General features: G+C 33.0%; 18 protein-coding genes. 8 read left to right on the plus strand and 10 right to left on the minus strand.

The window, feature by feature from the left end; all coding sequences use genetic code 11:
• Positions 1–266 precede the first annotated feature (266 nt).
• The 7 genes from IWX84_RS09565 (at position 267) to hemN (ending at position 10,048) form a co-directional block, all read left to right on the plus strand.
• Positions 267–1,895: an OstA-like protein gene (locus IWX84_RS09565; RefSeq protein WP_196850519.1), complete on the plus strand. Its 1,629-nt coding sequence runs from the start codon at positions 267–269 to the stop codon at positions 1,893–1,895.
• A 126-nt stretch (positions 1,896–2,021) separates the two neighbouring features.
• Positions 2,022–3,209, plus strand: coding sequence for an aspartate aminotransferase family protein (locus IWX84_RS09570; protein WP_196850520.1), 1,188 nt, complete (start codon positions 2,022–2,024; stop codon positions 3,207–3,209).
• A gap of 218 nt (positions 3,210–3,427) precedes the next feature.
• Positions 3,428–4,825 (plus strand): tetratricopeptide repeat protein, encoded by a 1,398-nt coding sequence (locus tag IWX84_RS09575; RefSeq protein ID WP_196850521.1) that lies wholly within the window; start codon positions 3,428–3,430, stop codon positions 4,823–4,825.
• Positions 4,825–5,574, plus strand: a complete 750-nt coding sequence (locus IWX84_RS09580; protein ID WP_196850522.1) for a shikimate dehydrogenase family protein — start codon at positions 4,825–4,827, stop codon at positions 5,572–5,574. Before IWX84_RS09575 ends, IWX84_RS09580 begins: the two co-directional genes overlap by 1 nt.
• A 147-nt stretch (positions 5,575–5,721) precedes the next feature.
• On the plus strand, positions 5,722–5,871 hold the full coding sequence (locus tag IWX84_RS09585; RefSeq protein WP_196850523.1) for a hypothetical protein: 150 nt from the start codon (positions 5,722–5,724) through the stop codon (positions 5,869–5,871).
• Between the two features lie 656 nt (positions 5,872–6,527).
• Positions 6,528–8,552, plus strand: coding sequence for a DUF349 domain-containing protein (locus IWX84_RS09590; RefSeq protein WP_196850524.1), 2,025 nt, complete (start codon positions 6,528–6,530; stop codon positions 8,550–8,552).
• A gap of 131 nt (positions 8,553–8,683) precedes the next feature.
• Entirely contained in the window at positions 8,684–10,048 is a 1,365-nt protein-coding gene (hemN, locus tag IWX84_RS09595) for an oxygen-independent coproporphyrinogen III oxidase (protein ID WP_196850525.1), read from the plus strand.
• Positions 10,049–10,356: 308 nt separating this feature from the next.
• Here the strand turns inward: hemN and IWX84_RS09600 are convergent, their stop codons facing one another.
• From IWX84_RS09600 to IWX84_RS09640, 9 genes are all read right to left on the minus strand, one after another.
• Entirely contained in the window at positions 10,357–10,596 is a 240-nt protein-coding gene (locus tag IWX84_RS09600; protein WP_196850526.1) for a YdcH family protein, read from the minus strand.
• Positions 10,597–10,636: 40 nt separating this feature from the next.
• Entirely contained in the window at positions 10,637–11,338 is a 702-nt protein-coding gene (locus tag IWX84_RS09605) for a sulfite exporter TauE/SafE family protein (protein ID WP_196850527.1), read from the minus strand.
• A gap of 162 nt (positions 11,339–11,500) precedes the next feature.
• Positions 11,501–11,950 carry a FixH family protein gene (locus IWX84_RS09610; protein WP_196850528.1) on the minus strand — a complete coding sequence of 150 codons (450 nt, stop codon included), beginning with the start codon at positions 11,948–11,950 and terminating at the stop codon, positions 11,501–11,503.
• Between the two features lie 40 nt (positions 11,951–11,990).
• A complete protein-coding gene (gene ccoG, locus IWX84_RS09615; RefSeq protein ID WP_196850529.1) occupies positions 11,991–13,409 on the minus strand; it encodes a cytochrome c oxidase accessory protein CcoG in 1,419 nt (472 codons plus the stop codon).
• A 77-nt stretch (positions 13,410–13,486) separates the two neighbouring features.
• Positions 13,487–14,380 carry a cbb3-type cytochrome c oxidase N-terminal domain-containing protein gene (locus tag IWX84_RS09620; RefSeq protein WP_196850530.1) on the minus strand — a complete coding sequence of 298 codons (894 nt, stop codon included), beginning with the start codon at positions 14,378–14,380 and terminating at the stop codon, positions 13,487–13,489.
• 27 nt (positions 14,381–14,407) lie between these two features.
• Positions 14,408–14,578 carry a CcoQ/FixQ family Cbb3-type cytochrome c oxidase assembly chaperone gene (locus IWX84_RS09625; protein WP_196850531.1) on the minus strand — a complete coding sequence of 57 codons (171 nt, stop codon included), beginning with the start codon at positions 14,576–14,578 and terminating at the stop codon, positions 14,408–14,410.
• A 5-nt stretch (positions 14,579–14,583) separates the two neighbouring features.
• Positions 14,584–16,773 carry a cytochrome-c oxidase, cbb3-type subunit I gene (ccoN, locus tag IWX84_RS09630; protein WP_196850532.1) on the minus strand — a complete coding sequence of 730 codons (2,190 nt, stop codon included), beginning with the start codon at positions 16,771–16,773 and terminating at the stop codon, positions 14,584–14,586.
• A gap of 2 nt (positions 16,774–16,775) precedes the next feature.
• Entirely contained in the window at positions 16,776–16,967 is a 192-nt protein-coding gene (ccoS, locus tag IWX84_RS09635; RefSeq protein WP_196850533.1) for a cbb3-type cytochrome oxidase assembly protein CcoS, read from the minus strand.
• Positions 16,968–17,084: 117 nt separating this feature from the next.
• On the minus strand, positions 17,085–19,490 hold the full coding sequence (locus IWX84_RS09640) for a heavy metal translocating P-type ATPase (protein ID WP_196850534.1): 2,406 nt from the start codon (positions 19,488–19,490) through the stop codon (positions 17,085–17,087).
• A 111-nt stretch (positions 19,491–19,601) separates the two neighbouring features.
• On the opposite strand from IWX84_RS09640, the gene IWX84_RS09645 reads away from it, so the two are divergent.
• Positions 19,602–20,282, plus strand: a complete 681-nt coding sequence (locus IWX84_RS09645; RefSeq protein ID WP_196850535.1) for a Crp/Fnr family transcriptional regulator — start codon at positions 19,602–19,604, stop codon at positions 20,280–20,282.
• A gap of 1 nt (position 20,283) precedes the next feature.
• Here the strand turns inward: IWX84_RS09645 and IWX84_RS09650 are convergent, their stop codons facing one another.
• Positions 20,284–21,732, minus strand: coding sequence for an APC family permease (locus IWX84_RS09650; protein WP_196850536.1), 1,449 nt, complete (start codon positions 21,730–21,732; stop codon positions 20,284–20,286).
• Positions 21,733–21,745: the final 13 nt, after the last annotated feature.

Below are 21,745 nucleotides of genomic sequence, written 5' to 3' on the forward strand. Positions count from 1 at the left end.
AATTCGTATTTTTTTAGATAAATCGTCCTATTTATTTATTCAATTTTTAAAATTAATATAATTTATAGAAAGAAGAGAAGATTGATATCAATTAAAACAAATACACTTTTCAAAAGAACTACTACAACGAAAGAGTAGCTTTATTTGTTGATAACTTTAAAAACGGAATCCCACCATTTTTTGCTTATTTTTCAACTATTATAAATAAATCCTAATATCGATTAGGATTGTAACCTTTTTCATAAATTTGACAAAAAATAAATCCATTGAAGAAATTCCTATTTCGTTGTTGTTTAATACTGCTTGGTACAAATTTAGTTTTGGCTCAGGCTCCTAAAAAAATTATTGTTGAACATTCTGATTTTGCAGATGTTAATCAAGTAGAAATTCCGGATGCTTTTTTGCTTACAGGAAATGTGCGTGTCAACCATGACGGCGTAGTTCTGACCTGCAATAAGGCGTATTTTTTTCAAAAAGAGAATTATATAAAAGCATTTGGAAATGTGCAAATAGTGCAAGGTGATACTTTATTTTTAAACAGTAAATATGCGGAATACAATGGAAATGTAAAACAAGCATTTGCGACAGGAAATGCGGTAATGAGTTCTCCAGATGCAACATTAGCCACAGATACAATCAACTTTAACAGAAACACTCAAGAGGTATATTACAACACACAAGGCACAGTTACTAACAAGGAGAATACTTTGCAAAGTAAGTCAGGAAAATATTATGTCGCACAGAAAAAGTTTAAATTCCTTACGGCGGTGACAATTACTAATCCAACTTATGTTATAAAATCAAACCATTTAGATTATTACAGTAATTCAGGTCACTCCTATCTTTTTGGACCATCAACCATTACTAGCAAAGCTAATTATATTTATACTGAGAAAGGGTTTTATGATACTAAAAAAAACCTGGCTCATTTTGTCAAAAAATCCTATATCAAGTACGACGATCGAATAATTAGGGGAGATAGTTTGTATTATGACCGAAACAGGGAATTTGCGTCGGCAACACGAAATGTAAAAATCACAGACTCTATCAACAGAGGAATTATTAAAGGACATTATGCCGAATTATATAAAAAAAAGGATTCTGTTTTTGTAACCAAAAGAGCGGTGGCTATAAACTTTGTCGATAATGACTCCGTTTATATTCATGGAAAAAAATTGATGGTAACTGGCAAAGAAGGCAATCGCATCATTCGTGCTTTTAATAATGTCCGTTTTTATAAAACGGATATGAGTGGCAAATGCGATTCGATACATTCAAGTTCAAAAACTGCCTTGACAAAAATGATAGGAAACCCTATACTTTGGAATGGAGAAAGCCAAATTACGGGCGATGTTATGCACCTTATTGGAAATAATAACACGCAAAAACTCGATTCCCTCAAAGTCCTCAATAACACCTTTCTGGTCTCTAAAGACACACTGGGAACAGGCTATAATCAGGTAAAAGGGCAAAATCTATATGGGAAATTCGAAGAAGGGAAACTCCATGATGTGGACATTGTAAAAAATACTGAGGTCATTTACTATATGCGAAATGACGCCAAGGAACTCATTGGGATCAACAAAAATGTGAGCAGTAAAATCAATCTTATTTTAGAAAAAAATGCGATTGAAAGTATTACTTTCTTCAAACAAGTGGATGGCGATATTTATCCCGAAAAAGATCTGCCAGAAAATGCACGAAAACTAAGAGGATTAGTGTGGCGCGGTGACGAAAGGATAAAATCGAAAGATGATATTTTTCCCCCAGAAGAAAATGAACTTAATGACAAATTAGTCAAACAAGGAAAAACGGAAGATGCGAAAGAAAATGTTCCAATGAAAGTGCGAAAGGAAACCTTTAATTACGATAAAAAGAAAGTGAAGAAAAAGTGATAAATGTTCATCCCGAAGCTTCGGGAGCAGTCTTCAGTCTGAGACACACGAGTAAATAAGCCTCTTTAAAAACTTCGTGAACTTTGCGAAAATCTTTGCAAACTTTACGGTTAAATTTCTAAAAAAGTGAACACCGATTTCTTAAAATACCAAGCACAAACTTCTCCTTATCCGTTGGGTATGGAAGTTTCTCATGCTATGGGCTCCTATATTTACGACACCAATAATAAAAAATATTTGGATTTTGTGGCCGGCGTTTCGGCTTGTGCGCTTGGACATCAGCATCCCAGAGTAAACCAAGCTATTAAAGATCAATTGGACAAATATTCGCACGTGATGGTCTATGGCGAATATTCCCAAAGTCCCGCCGTCCAATATTGCAAACTATTAGCTTCACTCCTGCCAAAACCATTAGACAAAACCTACTTGGTAAATTCTGGTACGGAAGCCATAGAAGGCGCCTTAAAACTCGCCAGAAGAACTACGGGAAGAAGTCAATTAATATCTTGCCATAATGCCTATCACGGAAATACTATGGGCTCAATGAGCGTGATGGGATTTGAAGAGCGCAAACAAATCTTTCGCCCATTGATTCCTGATGTGGATTTTATAACGTTCAATAATGTAGAAGATTTACAAAAAATAACGACTAAAACGGCAGGAATTATTCTGGAAACCATTCAAGGTGGTGCAGGATTTATTCAGCCGCACAACGATTTTCTCAAAAAAGTGCGTCAGCGTTGTACTGAAGTTGGTGCGATCATGATTCTTGATGAAATCCAACCGGGTTTTGGAAGAACCGGAAAACTCTTTGGATTCCAAAATTATGACGTCGTTCCTGATATTCTTGTGATGGGAAAAGGAATGGGTGGGGGCATGCCGGTAGGCGCTTTTACCGCTTCATCTTCCATGATGGATTTATTGAGCGATAATCCAAAACTGGGACATATCACGACTTTTGGAGGCCACCCTGTCATTGCGTCAGCCTGTTTGGCGACTTTACAGGAAATTACTGAGACCAATTTAATGGCTGAAGCGCTGGAAAAAGAAAACCTATTCAGATCACTTTTGGTACATCCTTTGATAATAGAAATAAGAGGAAAAGGATTAATGCTTGCCGCAATGACCAAAAGTGCCAATATAACAAATGAAGTAATTCTCATATGTCAAGACAAGGGACTCATATTATTCTGGTTACTGTTTGAAGGATGCGCAATCCGAATCACGCCGCCGCTTACCATTTCTATTGAAGAAATTCGCGAAGGCTGCGCTATAATGCTAGAAGTAATGGATGCCATTTTGAATAAAAATTAGTTTTTTTAGGAGCTATATCCTGCTGTCCATTACAATCTCTCTAATCTCGTTTTAAAAACGAAATTATAGAGGATTTCCACTTCCATCAGGGCTATGGCATTTGTAATAAATCAGCACTAATTTTGTTAATTAAATTGTTCAAAACAATTCCTACTTTTCCTCACAATAACAGTAAGGATGTTTACTTTTAAGTAGGCCAAATTCTAAAAAAACAAAAGATGCAATTAAGCAACGAAGAAGAAGACTATAACTTATCCCTGTCTAAATTTGAGTCGATGTTGAAAACCAACAAAGTCCTCTTTTTTGACTCCGAAGAATTTGAAGAAATTATACTTCATTACCTCGATATGGGGAAGGCCGCTTTGGCAAAAAAAGCACTAAAACTAGCACTGGATCAACACCCAACATCAACAGGACTAAAATTAGTCCAAGTGGAGATGTTAGTCTATGATGACAAACTAGAAATAGCTGAAAAACTATTGAATGAGTTATATGCGATTGAGCCAACTAATGAAGAAATTTACATTCAAAAAGCCAATATTTATTCGAAAAGAGACCAACACGAAAAAGCAGTTGAATTATTAAGAATTGCTTTAAAATATACGGATGACTATGCCGATGTCTATAATTTAATCGGGATGGAATACTTATTCATGGACAATCTAGAATTGGCGAAAGAAAGCTTCATTAAATGTTTAGAAGAAGATCTTGAAGACCAATCAGCATTATATAATGTGGTGTATTGTTTTGAATTCTTAGATCAAAATCAAGAGGCCATAACCTACTTGAATAAATATATCGATAAAAACCCGTACAGCGAAATTGCCTGGCATCAGTTGGGACGTTTGCATTATGGCGTAAAAGAATATGAAAATGCAATTCGCGCCTTCGATTACGCTACTTTAATCGATGATGAATTCCTAGGTGCATTCATGGAAAAAGCGAAAGCTTTTGAACGATTAAAAAAATACGAAGAAGCAATAGAAAGTTATGAAAGAACAATCGAATTAGACGATGCCACTTCTTATGCTTTACTCCGAATAGGAAAATGTCATGAGAAATTAGGACACAAAGCCCTAGCATTGAAATATTTCAACAAAACAGTTCATGAAGATCCCCTTTTGGACAAAGGTTGGATTGCAATTACTGATTTTTATGTTCGCCAAAAAAACTATCAGAAAGCACTTATTTATGTCAACAAAGCATTAGCTATTGACAATCAAAATCGTTTGTACTGGAAACGTTTTGCATCTATAAACAAACAAATGAACTTTTTTGAGGAAGCTGAATTTGGCTATAGAAAAGCGGTGGAATTTGGTGATTATCAAATAGACACTTGGTTGTTCTGGGTTGATATTCTTCAGTTTTTAGGTGAATTCGAAAGTGCGATTCAAACCTTGTTACAAGCATCCGAATATTTTCCGGAAGAAAATGAAATCGAATATCGTTTAGCTGGATTGTATTTTATGATACAAGACAATACGAAGGCAAAATTCCATTTGAGTAATGCCATGAGATTGAATTTTGATAACTATATTATTATTGAGGATTTATTTCCTGTAGTTTGGACCAGAAAAATGGTGCAAAATTATATTGCAAAACATAAAAAATTATAATGATTGAAATAGTAAGAAAACGTTTTGGTTTGTTGGGAAGAAATATCCATTATTCCTTTTCGAAAGGGTATTTTACAGATAAATTCAATAGCGAAAACTTTGAAGGGTGTACATATGAGAATTTTGACATTCAAGAAATAGCTACATTTCCTGAGATAATAAAAAGTACCATCGACTTAAAAGGTTTGAATGTTACTATTCCGTATAAAGAAACAGTGATTCCATTTTTGGATAAACTTTCAAAAAAAGCAATGGTAATTGGTGCCGTAAATACGATCAAAATTACCAAAAAAGGAAAACTGAAAGGCTTCAATACCGATTATTTTGGTTTCAAAAAATCATTAGAAACTCTATTGCAACCCCACCATAAAAAAGCTTTGATTTTAGGAACAGGCGGCGCGTCAAAAGGTGTTGCATATGCTTTGGACGAATTGGGTATTTTATACACCTTTGTTTCCAGAGAAGCCAAAGAAAATGCAATTGACTACAATAGAATCAATGCTACAACTTTTGATAATTACCAAATAATTATTAATTCAACTCCTGTAGGAACAAGTCCCGATACGGATTCATTCCCATTAATTCCTTACGAATACTTTACGGAAAATCATATTGCTTTTGACTTGATTTACAATCCCGCAGAAACGCAATTTCTTAAAAAAGCAAAAGAACAAGGAGCGCAAATCAAAAACGGTTTGGACATGCTTATTTTTCAAGCAGAAAAAGCTTGGGCAATTTGGAATAAGTAATTAAAACAAAATACTATTCTCCGAAGTATTCGTTGCGACTGATGATTTAAAATTTCTGAATTTACTTTGTTGCAATAAAATAACAAATTATTGAAAATAAGATTAAAACAAAATAATTATCTTTGAGATGCTAAAAATATAGAAATCATGGACTTGCAACTCACAAAAATGGAATTAATAGAAATGCTTTTAAACACCCAAAAAGAAGAAATTTTAGAAAAAGTAAGAGCTGTTTTAGAAGAAGATCAAGAACAACTTAATGAAGATGATTATAAAATAATAGACAGCCCAAGATAAAGACATTTAAAAGGGGAAAGCAATTCGTGCACTTGGGAAGATGTGCGACAAAATATAAGTTCTTAATTTTATGAATTACATATTGGATATTAAAGAAGATGCAGTCTACGATATCAAGGAAGTTTACCAATATTAGGAAGAAAAAAGAGAAGGATTAGGAGAACGATTTTTAGATACGTTAGAAAATTATTTAGAGCGAGTAAAACAATTTCCACAACATTATCAAGTAAAACGAGAACTTTAGAGAGAAGCTTTTATAAAAGATTTCCCTTATCCATAATTTACGAAATCGAGAAAAATAAAATCATTGTTTATGCAATTTTTTGCACTTGGAGAAATCCAAACAATAAGCCAAAATAATAATATCCTATCCAAAAATGATTAAAACTACAACCTTAAAAGTTGTAGTTTTTTTTTGAAATACATCTTATTTCCAAATTATTGAATCATTTCATGGTTTATTTCTATACAATTTGTTTCGGCTAAAATTTGTCAAAATAAACTTATGAAAACTATTTAAAGTAATTACAAACGAACCAAAAAAAAATTTTTTTATCAAAAATTTTCTGTATTCAAATAATTTATTTTGTAAATTAGTACTGCTTTCACTACCTTTCGAATTCGGAAAAAAAATAGAAACCTTATACATTGAAAAAATGTTAGAAGAAATGAACGATAACCTGTCCCATAATGAAAATGAGACAGATGGAAAATTATCACAGGATTCAGCTGAATCAAATCAATCCAAAACAGAAGTATTGGAGACAGAACAGTTGGCTGAACCAATTGATGTGCCTGCAGAAGAAAATGTTGTTGTTCCTCTTACTGAAGACGTGACAACTATTGAAACTGCTTCTAAAACGGAAAACCAAACAGCTCTTAACGCCATTGCTGATACAAACGCTGAAGAAAGTGAAGACGAAACTCTGAAAGATCGTCACGAAATTCCCATGCAAAACTTTGATGCGTTATCATTGGAAGAACTGGTAGAGGAATTGATAAATTTGGTTTCCGATGAAAAAGTGATGTCGGCTAAAGACCATATCGAAGAAATCAAAAAATCATTCGTCGCAAAATACAACCATCTTTTAGAAGAGAAAAAAGAAGAGTTTCTTGCCGAAAATCAAGATATAAACGAAGAATTTCAATATCATTCTCCATTAAAGACCAATTTCGATAAATACTATTCCATTTTTAGGGATGCAAAAAATACTCATTTCAAAAGTTTACAAACGAATCTAAAAACTAATTTAGAAAATCGTTTGGCAATTGTTGAGGAATTAAAAGAATTAATCAACCCGCAAGAAAACATCAAAGACACTCTAAAACATTTTAATGATTTAAGAGAAAGATGGAAAAATGCCGGACCAATCCCGAAAGATAAATACAATCACGTTTGGAATAATTTTCACTTTCATGTAGAAAATTTCTATGATTATTTACATCTTGACCGAGAAGCACGAGATTTAGATTTCAAACACAATTTAGAACAAAAACAAAAAATTATTGCTCGCGTTGAAGAACTGATCAACGAAGCTGATATCAACAAAGCATTCCGTGAATTGCAAGATTTACATAGAATTTGGAAAGAAGATATAGGTCCGGTTTCTAGAGAAAATCGCGATGAAATCTGGAACAAGTTCAGTGATTTGACTAAACAAATGCATGATAAACGTGAAGTTCTTTTCGAAAAATTAAGAGGAACCGAAGTAGAGAATTTAGAAAATAAAAAACAAATTGTAGCTAAAATTGAAGTTTTGGCAACAGAGAAAGTAGACGCTCATTCTCAATGGCTAGCTCAAATTGAAAAAGTGGAAGCCTTACGTTCTGAATTTTTCTCAGCTGGAAAAGTGCCTTCGGATGTAAATGAAGAGACTTGGACGAGTTTTAAAACTGCTGTCAGAAATTTTAATACTTTCAAAAATGCTTTTTATAAAGACATCAAGAAAGACCAAAATGACAATTTAAGCAAAAAAAATGCACTTGTAACCAAAGCTAAAGAATTACAAGAAAGTATTGATTTTGCTACTACTACTCCAATAATGAAACAAATTCAAGAGGAATGGAAAGAAATAGGTCATGTTCCTAGAAAATATTCTGATAAAATTTGGAAAGAGTTTAAAGATGCCTGTAATCACTATTTTGAAAAATTAAAAGAGCAAAAAAACGAGGAAAACGTTGAAGAAGTGGAAGCTTTCAATAATAAGAAAGCTTACTTAGAAACCTTGCGCGAATATGAATTAACAGGAGATCACAAAACTGATTTGGATGCTATCAAATTACATATTGAAACTTGGAAAAATTTTGGTAGAGTTCCTTTTCCAAGAAGACATATAGAAGGAAAATTTAATAAAATCCTAGATGCCCTTTTTGAAAAATTAAGTTTGAGTAAAAAAGATACTGAAATGCTGCGTTTCTCCAATAGAATGGATCATTTATCAGATAGTAACGACACCCGAAAATTAGATAACGAAAAGATTTTCTTAATGCGTAAAATCGAAGAAGGTAAGAACGAAATTTTCCAATTGGAGAATAACATTCAATTTTTCACCAATACCAGAAATGCTAAAAAAGAAAATTCCATAGTTTTAGAGGTTCGTAAAAATATTGCTGTTCATAAAGAAAGTTTAGATGTTTGGAAAGAAAAACTAAAACAATTGAGAAATTTGAAGCAAGAATAAAAAAATATTCAGTTAATTGGACCCGTACAAATAGTACGGGTTTTTTTTGTTTCAAAATTAAAGATATGATAAATATCATTTTAAATATTTAAGAGTTGCGGTACTTTTGATTCATGATAAATGTTCTTCCCATGAAAAATTCTCTAATTCGAAAGTACAATGTTCCGGGTCCTCGATATACCAGCTATCCAACTGTTCCTTACTGGGATGAAAGTGATTTACCGTATGACATTTGGACAGCTACTTTAAAAAAATCATTTAAAGCAAGCAATACTTCAGAAGGAATAAGTCTATACATTCACTTACCTTTTTGTGAAAGTTTGTGTACTTTTTGCGGTTGCAATAAACGAATTACTAAAAACCATACATTAGAAAATCCATATATAGACGCCGTTTTGAAAGAATGGTCTATCTATTGTAAAATTCTTGAGGAAAAACCAACAATTAAAGAAATACATTTGGGAGGCGGAACACCCACTTTTTTTTCTCCAAAGAATTTAGAAGATTTGATCAACGGGATTTTAAGCCATGCAAACAAAGCAAAAGATTATAAATTTAGTTTTGAGGGACATCCCAATAATACTTCACATGAACATTTACAAAAACTCTATGATTTAGGATTTAGAAGAGTCAGTTTTGGTGTGCAGGATTACTCCGAAAAAGTACAAAAAGCAATTCATAGGTTGCAGCCATTTCACAATGTAGCCAAAGTCACTTTTTGGGCAAGGGAAATTGGTTATACTTCCATTGGTCATGATATCATTTTCGGATTGCCGTTTCAGGAAATTGAAGATATTGTAGATACCATTGAAAAAACAAAATCATTACAACCCGATAGATTAGCCTTTTATAGTTATGCCCATGTTCCTTGGATAAAAGGCAATGGACAACGTGGATTTAATGATGAAGATATTCCGAAAGATGGTAAAAAACGAATGCTGTATGAAACAGGGAAAAAATTATTGTTTGAAAATGGATATCATGAAATCGGAATGGATCATTTTGCATTGGAAACGGACAGCTTATACAAAGCGTTTCAAAATGGAAATCTACATCGTAATTTTATGGGTTACAGCTCTTCAAAAACTCAATTGATGATTGGTTTGGGCGTTTCTTCAATAAGTGATAGTTGGCTCAGTTTTGCCCAAAATGTAAAGAATTTGGAAGATTATTACCAAATTTTAGAATGGGATAAAATACCAGTTTATAGAGGACATTTATTAACTGATGAAGACCTAATCATTAGAAAACACATTCTGAATTTAATGTGTCAATTTGAAACTTCTTGGAACAATAATGAAGCTTATTTTGATGAGATTCCGGAAGTTTTAATTCAATTAAAAGAAATGGAAAATGATGGACTCGTCATCATTAAAGAAAATAGTATTCAGGTCACAGATGCTGGAAAACCCCATGTACGAAATATTTGCATGGCGTTTGATCTTCGTTTAAAAAGAAAAGCACCAGAAACCGAATTGTTTTCTATGACGATATAATGGCCACTACTACATTCGAAGATTTTAAATAATCTTTGTCAAAATGTAAAAATCTGACAAAGATTGATATTTAGATTTATCAAGATTTAAAAGCCAATTTAATTTAACTAAAGCACTATGAACAGAAAGTCCATAGATTTGGTATGGCGGACTGAAAGTCTGCACTGTTAATATTTTAACACGAATTACACAAATTAATTCATGCTAAGTTGTGTAATTTGTGGTAGAACATATTTTTAGAAGCTAAAGCTAAATGCACTAAATTACATAGTTTCAACTATTTTTGTGACCAATAAAAGAGTTTGTAGTTATTTAATATTGTTTTGCAACATGGAAAATAATTCATCTTTAATGAAAAGCAATTTGGCTTTCAATGTATGCATATATTCATCTATAACTATTTCTTCCCCACTATTAATGCGATGAATTTTATGTTCTAACTCATGATATTCATCAAACAATTCTCTAAAATGCGGATTGTCAGTTTTTAATTGATGGATTTTTTCCTGATATTCAGGAAATTCGTGTAATAAATCGTGTCTTTCCATGCTCACTTATTAATTTAAGTTAAAATATAGGAAATCTAATTTAATGACAATTGGGGTTCTGCTGTACAAATAAACTAATATTTGAAGGAGAAACATAAGGAATTCCTAATCCTAAACCTCTCAAAATAAATAATACTCCGATAATAACGGCAACATAAGGAATCGCTTTTTGAATTTTATTTCGGACGGGAATTGTCAAAAATGAATTTAAATACACTACGCTGCTCATCAATGGAACCGTTCCTAATCCAAATAAAACCATATATAACACGCCAAAACCAGCGCTTTGCATAGCTATGGCACCAAATAAAGCTACATAAACCATTCCGCAAGGTAAAAACCCATTGAGTAAACCTATTGTAAACAGTGATTTGTAACTCTTATTTTTAAATTGACTTCCCAAAGCCGATTTGATTTTAGATATCAATTTAAAAACTGGTTTTGAAAAATTATACTTAGCAAAAAATTTATCCGGTATTAAAATAACGAAAATCATTGCAATTCCAATAAAAATTGATAATTTTTGTTGCAATCCAGCTAAGAAAAAACCTTTGCCTAATAATCCAAAAACTAAACCAATTGTAGCATAAGCTGATAATCTCCCTAAATGATAGGTGAAAATTTGTGTAGCTTTTTTCGCCGGATTACCTCTGTCTACAGGTAACATTATAGCAATTGGACCACACATTCCTATGCAGTGCAAACTACTAATTAAACCAAAGATAAAAGCAGAATATAACATTTCACTTGAGATTTTAGAAAACAAATATTACAAAGTACATGTTAGAAAATAGAGGATAAAATATAGATTTTAAAGGATAAATGATTCCAAATATCGGTTTCGTGTTAACTCAATAAATTCTATTGCATTTTCTCTTCATTCTTTTCTCTACACTATATTTTACTAGTTAATATAAATCGTTTCCTTAGTTAAGTATGATTTCCCGTCATATTGCCATTCCATATTAATGTCCCAACGACCGCCTACCAGCCTTTTTTTAGGTATGAGCAAAGTAGGACTAGATAATGAAATAGGAATTTCAAAATCTAATTTTTTGTTAGACGGTCGATATAAGGACACATTTCCTTTTATTTTTTCAGGAACAAATACATCTGGAAATACAATTGTAATTCCTTCTTTTGTTTTTGTCTTTATAGGCTTTTCGGCTAAATCATGAGCGTTTTGAATACGCACCATTTCGTCCCCAAAATGAACGTCATGTTTGTAATATTCTTCTACAACCAACTCATTATCATATTTTGAATCTGACTGTACTTTGAAAACAAAATATAAAATAAAGGTCATAAATAATGCAAATGCAATTACAATTCCTGTTCCCCAATTAATTTTCATGCTTTTTTATTTATATGTTTAAAACTTAAAACCGTTAGTATTAGTCAAAGCTTCTTGGACTTAAAAAACTAGTTGTAGAAGTTTCAATTTTTTTATTTCCATTAAAAACTTCAATTATCAATTTGGTTTTATCACTATCTAGTAAATTTTGATTGATTTCTACAAATAAGGTTCCGCCATTCATACCTTGTTTAGGTACTTTTAGATCTTGTTTTCCTACCATTTCCAATTTTCCTTTTATACCAATTAATTTGAAATGAATGTCATTAAAATCATTATTGGTTTTATTGATAATTTTAAAAGTATAGATATTACTAATATTCTCGCCTTTGTGCTGAAACAATTGACCTGGCAAACGCAAAATACTTGCTTCAACTTCATTTCTCAAAAACAACAATCCAATTAAAATCCCTGTTAGGATAAACAAAACAGCGGAATACCCTTTCATTCTGGGAGTAAATTTAAACTTCGTTTTTTTCTCAATTTCCTCTTCGGAAGCGTAACGAATTAATCCTTTTGGCAATCCGACACTATCCATAATAGTATCACATTCATCAATACAGGCAGTGCAATTCACACATTCCAGTTGAACGCCGTTACGAATATCGATTCCCGTTGGACAAACATTCACACATTGTTTACAATCAATGCAATCTCCTTTTCCTGTTGATGCTCTGTCTTCTTGTTTGTTGAACTTAGCTCTTCCTACTTCTTTTTCGCCACGAACAAAATCATAAGCTACATTAATCGATTTATCATCTAATAAAACACCTTGTAATCTTCCGTAAGGACAGGCGATAATACAAACCTGTTCTCTAAACCAAGCAAAAATAAAATAAAATACTCCAGTAAAAATCAACAATGAAACTAAGGTACTCACATGATTTTCAGGACCTTCTTTAATCATTTTAAACAATTCGTCACTACTGATAAGGTAAGCCAGAAAAACATTAGCAATAAAAAACGAAATCATTAGAAACAAGCTCCATTTTAAGGCTTTCTTTTTTATTTTTTCCCCATTCCATTCCTGTTTTTCTAATCGGATTTGAGCACCACGATCTCCTTCTATCCAATATTCTATTCTTCGGAAAACCATTTCTAAAAATATGGTTTGCGGACAAATCCACCCGCAAAAAATTCTTCCAAAAATAACCGTAAAAAGGATTACGAAAACTACGCCTATAAGCATAAAAAGAACAAAGAGATAAATATCTTGTGGCCAAAATGGAAATCCAAAAATATTAAATCGTCGTTCTAAAATATTGAACATCATGAACTGATTGCCATTTATCTTTATAAAAGGATTCGCAACCAAAACAATCAGTAAAAAGTAACTGACCCATTTCCGATATTCATAAAATTTACCAGAAGGCTTTTTAGGGAAAATAAATTTTCGATTTCCTTCCTCATCAATTGTTCCAATGGTATCTCTAAAAGCTTCGTTTGATGATTGTGACATTTTTATATTTTTCAATATTAAATTATAAAGTAATTATGCCAAAGTTTTGAGCTTTGGCATAAGTACTAGAAAACCTATTATTTTTTTGGTGAAGTTTCGTCAACCCAAACTTCACCATCCGGTGCTTTTGGATCTTTAGGATTACTTCCTCTTAAAGACAAAACATAACTAGCAACGTGCTGCATCTCTTTTGGTTTTAATGTTCCTTTCCAAGAAATCATTCCTTTTCCGTCACGACCTCCATTAACTAAAGTATGGAATACATTTTTAATTCCTCCTCCTAATATCCAATGATCATCTGTTAAGTTTGGTCCAATTTGCCCACCAGCATCAGCTCTGTGACAAGCAGCGCAATTCGTGGTGAAAATTTCCTTACCTGATGCTAAATCTGCGGGTTCTGTCAGTAATGTAACCGTTTTCTCATCCATCATATCAGGAGCAGTTTTCATGTATTCTGCCACTTCAATTTTGGCTTGAGCTATTTCATTCTTAAGTTCTGTTTCTTGATTATCAGCTCCTAATATTTCATATCGAACCATATATATTACTCCAAAAACAATACCTGCATAAAATAAATACACCCACCACGGAGGTAAATTATTATCTAATTCCCTAATTCCATCGTAATCATGATCTAATAAAAGGCTTGCTTCATTTTCTAATGGCTCCGATTTAGTTAAACTTTTCATCAGTTTTTTAAACCATTCACTATCTTTGAAATGCAACGTATTTACTTCATTTGATTGGGCTTTCTGTTCTTCTGTTAACAATTGATACGTAATATTATCAACAGCTTTCAATGTAATTTCTATCGCTATCAAAAGGAAAAGAAATACAAATAAAAAGACAGCAACCATGGGGAATTTTATAAAAGCAGGTCTGTCACCAGAGTCTATAAAATATTCCATTGCTGCAAAAACAGCAAAGAAAATAATTAGAACTCTAATATATGCTGGAATTAATTTTTTCATTTTCTAAATTTTAAAAAATTATGTTGTTTAATTATCGTTTAATGGAATTTGGCTCATTTCAGTAATTTTTTCTTTTTTATACGAAAAAACCCACAAACCAAGTCCTACAAAAAAGACAAAGAAAATCAATAATGATAGGATTGGATATATCGCAACTCCGTCGATAGTTTCCATATTGTGTTTAATTTGTTCAAACATCGCTTTTAGTTTTTAATATTATCTTTTACTTTAATATCAGTTCCAAGTCTTTGTATGTAAGCAATTAGTGCAACAATTTCTCTTTCATTCATTGGAACAAATTTTTCTCCTCTTGCTTCCGCTTTTTTCTTACTTTCATTGTAACTTTTCACAAAGTCAGGATCATTTTTCAAGTTTTCTTCAATTTTCAAGGCTTGTGTTCTTAAATCTTTAAGTCCATTTGCCACTTGAGCATCAGAATAAGGAACTCCAAGAGTTACCATCGCTTTCATTTTCTTTTGAGTTAAAGAAATATCCATAGGTTTATTATCGAACAACCATTTGTAACCTGGCATAATCGATCCGGCAGATATACTTTGCGGACTCCAAAAGTGGTTAAAATGCCAATTATCATTGTATTTTCCTCCTTCTCTTAATAAATCCGGACCGGTACGTTTTGATCCCCAAAGAAATGGATGGTCATAAACAAACTCCCCAGCTTTAGATTGTGGCCCATAACGTTCCACTTCGCTTCTAAAAGGACGAACAGATTGTGAGTGACAACCCACGCAACCTTCACGAATATATAAATCACGCCCTTCCAGTTCTAAAGGGGAATATGGTTTTACACTTGCAATTGTAGGGATATTAGATTTTACCATAATCGTAGGCACGATTTGAATAACTCCTCCAATTAAAATTGCTACTGTTGCCAAAATCGTTAATTGAATAGGTTTTCTTTCTAACCACGGATGAAATTTTTCCCCTTGTACTCTTCCAGAACTAATTTTCAATAATGCTGGAGCTTGTGCTAATTCATCTTCGATTGGTGAACCTGCTCTTAATGTTTGAACAATGTTATAAACCAATGTCAACATTCCGATTAAATACAATGAACCACCAATAGCCCTCATCCAATACATTGGCATAATTTGGGTTACCGTTTCAAGGAAGTTACCATAAGTTAATGTTCCATCTGGGTTAAACTGTTTCCACATAGACGCTTGTAAAAACCCAGCAACATACATTGGAATTGTATATAATATAATCCCTAAAGTACCAATCCAGAAGTGAAAATTAGCTAATTTAAGAGAGTACAAAGTACTTTTAGTCATTCTAGGAATCAACCAATAAATCATACCAAAGGCCATAAATCCATTCCATGCTAATGCACCTACGTGAACGTGAGCAATAATCCAATCCGTGTAATGCGCAATGGCGTTTACATTTTTAAGAGACAACATTGGACCTTCAAAAGTGGCCATACCGTAACCTGTAATAGCTACAACAAAGAATTTTAAAACAGGATCTACTCGTACTTTATCCCAAACTCCACGCAAGGTTAACAATCCGTTTATCATACCACCCCAAGATGGTGCAATCAACATTATAGAAAAAGCAACACCTAAATTTTGTGCCCAGTTCGGTAAAGCAGAATATAATAAATGGTGTGGTCCAGCCCAGATATAAATAAAAATCAACGACCAAAAGTGAACAATTGACAATCTATAAGAATAAACTGGACGATTCGCCGCTTTTGGAACAAAATAATACATCAATCCTAAAAAAGGCGTGGTTAAGAAAAACGCAACCGCATTATGACCGTACCACCATTGCACTAAAGCATCTTGAACTCCTGCATATACAGAATAACTTTTCATTGCAGAAACAGGCAATTCTAAACTGTTGAATATATGTAAAACGGCGATCGTTACGAAAGTTGCCAAGTAAAACCAGATTGCTACATACAAGTGTCTCTCTCTTCTTTTTATCAAGGTTCCAATCATATTGATTCCCATCACAACCCAAATTATGGTAATCGCAATATCGATTGGCCATTCTAATTCAGCATATTCTTTAGAAGTGCTAAATCCTAATGGAAGAGAAATTGCCGCCGCTACAATAATTAACTGCCAACCCCAAAAATGAATATTACTTAAAACATCACTGAACATTCTTGCCTTAAGCAATCGTTGCATCGAATAATACATTCCCGCAAAAAAAGCATTTCCCACGAAAGCAAAAATAACGGCGTTCGTATGTAAAGGTCTCAATCTACCGTAACTTAACCACGAAATTCCGTCGGTTATGTTAGGAAAAAGAAACATGATGGCCAATGTAAGGCCAACCAACATTCCCACTACACCAAAAAGGATGGTCGCGTAAATGAATTTCTTTACAATTTTGTTGTCATAATAAAACTGCTGCATTTCCATAATTAAATTTGTTTTTCTTCTATTGTTTGTATTGGTTTTGGATTTTCAATTTTGAGCTCATCGTCAAAAAGCATTCTGACTGATGGCGTATAATCGTCGTCATATTGGCCCGTCTTTACTGCTCTTATAAAAGCAATAAAAAAACCAATAGCTACTACTATACTGATGGAGATTAATAAATAAATGACACTCATACCTTAATTTATGTTAGCAAAGTTACTTTGAGGTTCTTTAGTAAAATATGACATTTGTCATATCTATTGAATTATGTTAAAATTATGTGAAACAACACGGTGAAAACTTATGTAATTTTATTTTTTATTTGCATAATAGCTACTCATTACGGTTACAAAACTTACAATCGTTATCGTACTTAAAGGCATTATAATCGCCGCAACCAAAGGCAATAAATTTCCCGTAATAGCAAATGATAGTCCTACCAAGTTATACAACAAGGACAAAGCGAAACTCATTTTGATAGTCGTAATGGAATTCTTCGAGAGTTTCAAAAAATAATCCAATTTGGGAAATTCATTAGCATCCAAAATAGCATCACAAGCCGGTGAAAAAACATTGACATTTTCTGAAATCGAAATCCCAACATTACTTTGTGCCAAAGCTCCCGCGTCATTCAATCCATCCCCCACCATCATCACGTTTTTGCCTTCTTCTTGTAAATTCTTGATAAATTCTAATTTTTGTTCGGGTTTTTGATTAAAAATTAATTCAGTGCCTTTCGGCAAAAGTTTTTCTAGAGTGGATCTTTCCCCTTCATTATCGCCAGACAAGACTTTGATTTGATACTGTTTACTTAAATTCTTAAAAAGTTCCTCTAATCCGTCTCTATATTGATTATTGAAAATATATTTACCATAATAATCTCCATTAATTTTAATATGAACTGATGTTTGCTGAATGTTATTTTCTTCTATTTTTTCTACAAAAGCAGCGGAACCAATTTGTATTTGATATCCAAAAATTTGTGCTTGAATCCCCTTCCCTGTAATCTCCTCAAAAGTATCAACTTTTAATTTTTTTTTTTCCAATGCTGATCTATTTTGCAAAATTGGCAAAGGCAAATAATCATATAACATTCTACTTAAAGGATGATTTGACGCCCTAAGCACATTTTTAATCAACAGCAAATTTTCATCAGAAAGCAATTCTCCTTCATAAGAGATATTCGATTTTTTATTCGTGGTAATTGTTCCAGTTTTATCAAAAACAATCGTATCTACTTTGGCCAATTGCTCAATAACCAATGCATTTTTAAGATAAAATTTCTGTTTTCCTAAAATTCGCAAAATGTTGCCAAAAGTGAATGGAGCAGTCAATGCCAATGCACAAGGACACGCCACAATAAGCACTGCCGTGAAAACATTAAAAGCAATATTGGCATCTATAAAAATCCAATATCCAAATCCTGAGAAGGCAATTAATAAAAGAATAGGAGTAAAATAACGAGAAATTCGATCGGTAATGGTTTTGTGTTTTTGTTCGACATTTTTTTGAAAAACATCATTGCTCCATAACTGCGTCAAGTAACTTTGTGAAACAGAATTTAGTACTTCCATTTCAATCACTTTACCCATTTGTTTTCCTCCAGCAAATACTTTATCACCTGATTGTTTCGTAATTGGAATGGCTTCCCCGGTAACAAAACTATAATCAATTTCGGCTTTTTCAGATATTAAAATACCATCAACAGGAATCAGTTCTTGGTTTCTTATTAGCAGCCTATCCCCTTTTTCCACCTCATAAACCGAAACACTTTCTTCAGAAGCATCCGAATTAATTTTGGTAATGGCAATTGGAAAATATGATTTAAAATCTCTTTCGAAACTCAAAAAACTATAGGTTTTTATTTGGAACATTTTACCCAAAAGCATAAAGAAAATCAAACCCGTCAAGCTATCAAAAAATCCGGAACCGTAATCCATTACAATATCTACCGTACTTCGGATAAAAAATATAACAATCCCCAATGCAATTGGAATATCGATATTTAGCATTTTGGATTTAATGCTTTTATAAGCCGACACATAATATCCACTCGCCGAATAGAAAAAACTTGGAAGCGATAATGCAAAAATCAACCAACGGAAAAAGCCACGGTATTGATCCAACCAGAATTCTTTCACTTCAAAATACTCAGGAAAAGAAAGCAACATGATGTTTCCAAAACAAAAGAAAGCGACACCTAGTTTATAAGTCAAACTTCTGTCTACATTGTTCTTGCCCGTTTCATAATTTTCCAAACTAATGTAGGGTTCGTATCCAATGGAACTCAACAAATAAACAATGGTTTTTATTGAAACCGTTTCGGGATTATAGGTTATTCGGACTTTCTTTTCAGGAAAATTAACCTGAGAAGAACTTATTCCTTTTTGAAGACGCTGTAAATTTTCCAGAATCCAAATACACGAGCTGCAATGAATATGTGGAATGTTAAGCGAAATAATAGCAGTTGAATTCTCTTGGAATTCCAAAAGTTTTGAAACGATACTTTCATTATCTAAAAAATCATATTTACCATTAATGTCTTGAGGGGTTGCTCCAGGAGATTTTTCAAAATCATAATAGCAAGTCATATCATTAAGACTGAAAATTTCGTACACAGTCTTACAACCGTTGCAACAAAATTCTTTTTCATCAAAAATAATTTCTTCTGCTTTTATAATATCTAAACCACAATGGAAACAGTTTTGTCTGTCCATAAATCTTTGCTCATTTTACCTACAACAAAGGTGACAAATAGATTAAGTTAAAAATATGACATTTGTCATATAAAAGCCTAAATTTGTGCAGTTATAAATCCCCTTTCTATTATGAGTAAATGTGAACAATGTATCGTTAGAGAATTCAGCTCATTGAAAGCACTTACTAAAAATGAACTGGTTCATCTTTCTGATTGCAAAACATCACGAACGATAAAAAAGGGAGAAGTTATTTTTGAAGAAGGCGAAAACGTAAACGGAATCTATTGTATAAAAGATGGAGTTTGCAAACTCACAAAATTGAGTCCAAACGGTAAAGACCATATTGTTAAACTTGTTACAAAAGGAGAATTATTAGGTCAACGTTCCATGATTAGTGACGAACCAGTGAATTTGAGCGCTGTTGCACTAGAAGATATGCAAGTTTGTTTCATTCCAAAAACTGAAGTGATGGGGTTCTTTGACAAAAACAATCAGTTTTCGATGAACGTGATGAAAACGATATGTGGCGATCTAAAAGATGCCGATCATCATGTAGTCAATTTAGCTCAAAAAACAGTCAAAGAACGATTAGCAGAAACACTTCTTTATTTGCATGATACTTTTGGTCAAAATGAAGATAATACTTTAAAAGTTCAGCTTTCAAGAGATGAATTAGCCAGTATGATTGGTACAGCCACCGAAAGTTGTATTCGTTTGTTATCTGATTTTAATAAGTTAGGCCTGATCGAATTGACAGGTAAAAAAATTCTTTTAAAAGATATCAATAAACTAAAAAGATTAGCAGAATAATCTAGTCTTTCTTATTCATTACAAAATAATAAACTGGAATTCCCAAAGCTACAATACACAATCCCAATCCCGTGTTGAATGTATCATAAACCAGCAAGGTTACACAAATTGCCGTTGTCACTATAATATAAATTGCAGGAACAAACGGATAGCCAAAAGCTTTATAAGGTCTTTCTGTATTTGGTTCTTTTTTTCTAAGTATAAAAACACCCAAAATCGTTAAAATATAAAACAACAACGATGCAAAAGTAGCGTAGGTCAACAAATCCCCAAATTTTCCCGAAATACACAACACACAAGCCCAGACACATTGCACCCATAAAGCTTTTGCTGGAACTTGGTTTTTGTTGAGTTCGGTTGCTTGTTTAAAAAATAGTCCGTCTTTCGCCATTGCAAAAAATAACCTTCCACCAGAGAGAATTAATCCACTATTACAACCAAAAGTGGAAACCATTATTAATGCTGCCATAACAAAAACACCAATATTCCCCATAATCATACTTGCTGCAGCCGCTCCTACTCTATCATTACTGGCAAACATGATTCCGTTACTGGCAATATCTGATGCGTTAGGTGTTCCTTGTATTGGCAACAAAGCCAAATATGCCAGATTCGCCAAAACGTAAATAACCGTAACAATCAAAGTTCCAAGAAACAAACTACGTGGAATATTCTTTTTCGGTTCCTTTATTTCTCCGGCAATAAAAGTTACATTATTCCAAGCATCACTAGAAAATAATGAATTGATTATTGTAGCTCCAGCAGCTCCTAAAAGTGCCATTCCAGCGAGTTTGGTGACGGTAATAGTTCCATCTGGATTAACGACCGTTTTACTGGCATCCCACATATTTGCAAAATTATCAGACAAAACATTGGTTTGTAAACCCACGTACAATCCCAAGATAATCAATGCAAAAAGAGCAAATAACTTTGCAGAAGTAAATACTAACTGCACCGTTTTTCCGCTTTCTACTCCTTTAGTATTAATGTATGTCAGCAATATTATGCTTGAAATAGCTAAAACTTTTTGGTAGGAAAAAATAAATCCAGCTCCCACTTTAAAAAGCGGTTGGTCTAAAACGGGAAAGAAAATAGCGGCATAATTAGCAAAAGTAACGGCAATTGCAGCAATAACTCCCGTTTGAATTACCGTAAAAACAGTCCATCCGTAGAGAAAGGAAATTAATCTCCCGTAAGCGCGTTGTATATAAACAAATTGTCCGCCCGCATTAGGCATCATTCCGGCCAGTTCTCCATAACTCAATGCTGCAGCAACGGTTATAATTCCTGTTACCAACCAAATAACCAAGAGCCAAGCTGCAGAACCAATATCGCGCGCCATTGCTGATGTCACAATAAAAATTCCTGATCCTATCATGGAACCTGCAACTAAACTTGTAGCATCAATTAATCCTAAAGAACGTTTTAATTCGGTTTTATTTTCTGGCATTTATCTGTCTAAA

The sequence above is a fragment of the Flavobacterium sp. CG_9.10 genome, assembly GCF_015752245.1.
Taxonomy (GTDB): domain Bacteria; phylum Bacteroidota; class Bacteroidia; order Flavobacteriales; family Flavobacteriaceae; genus Flavobacterium.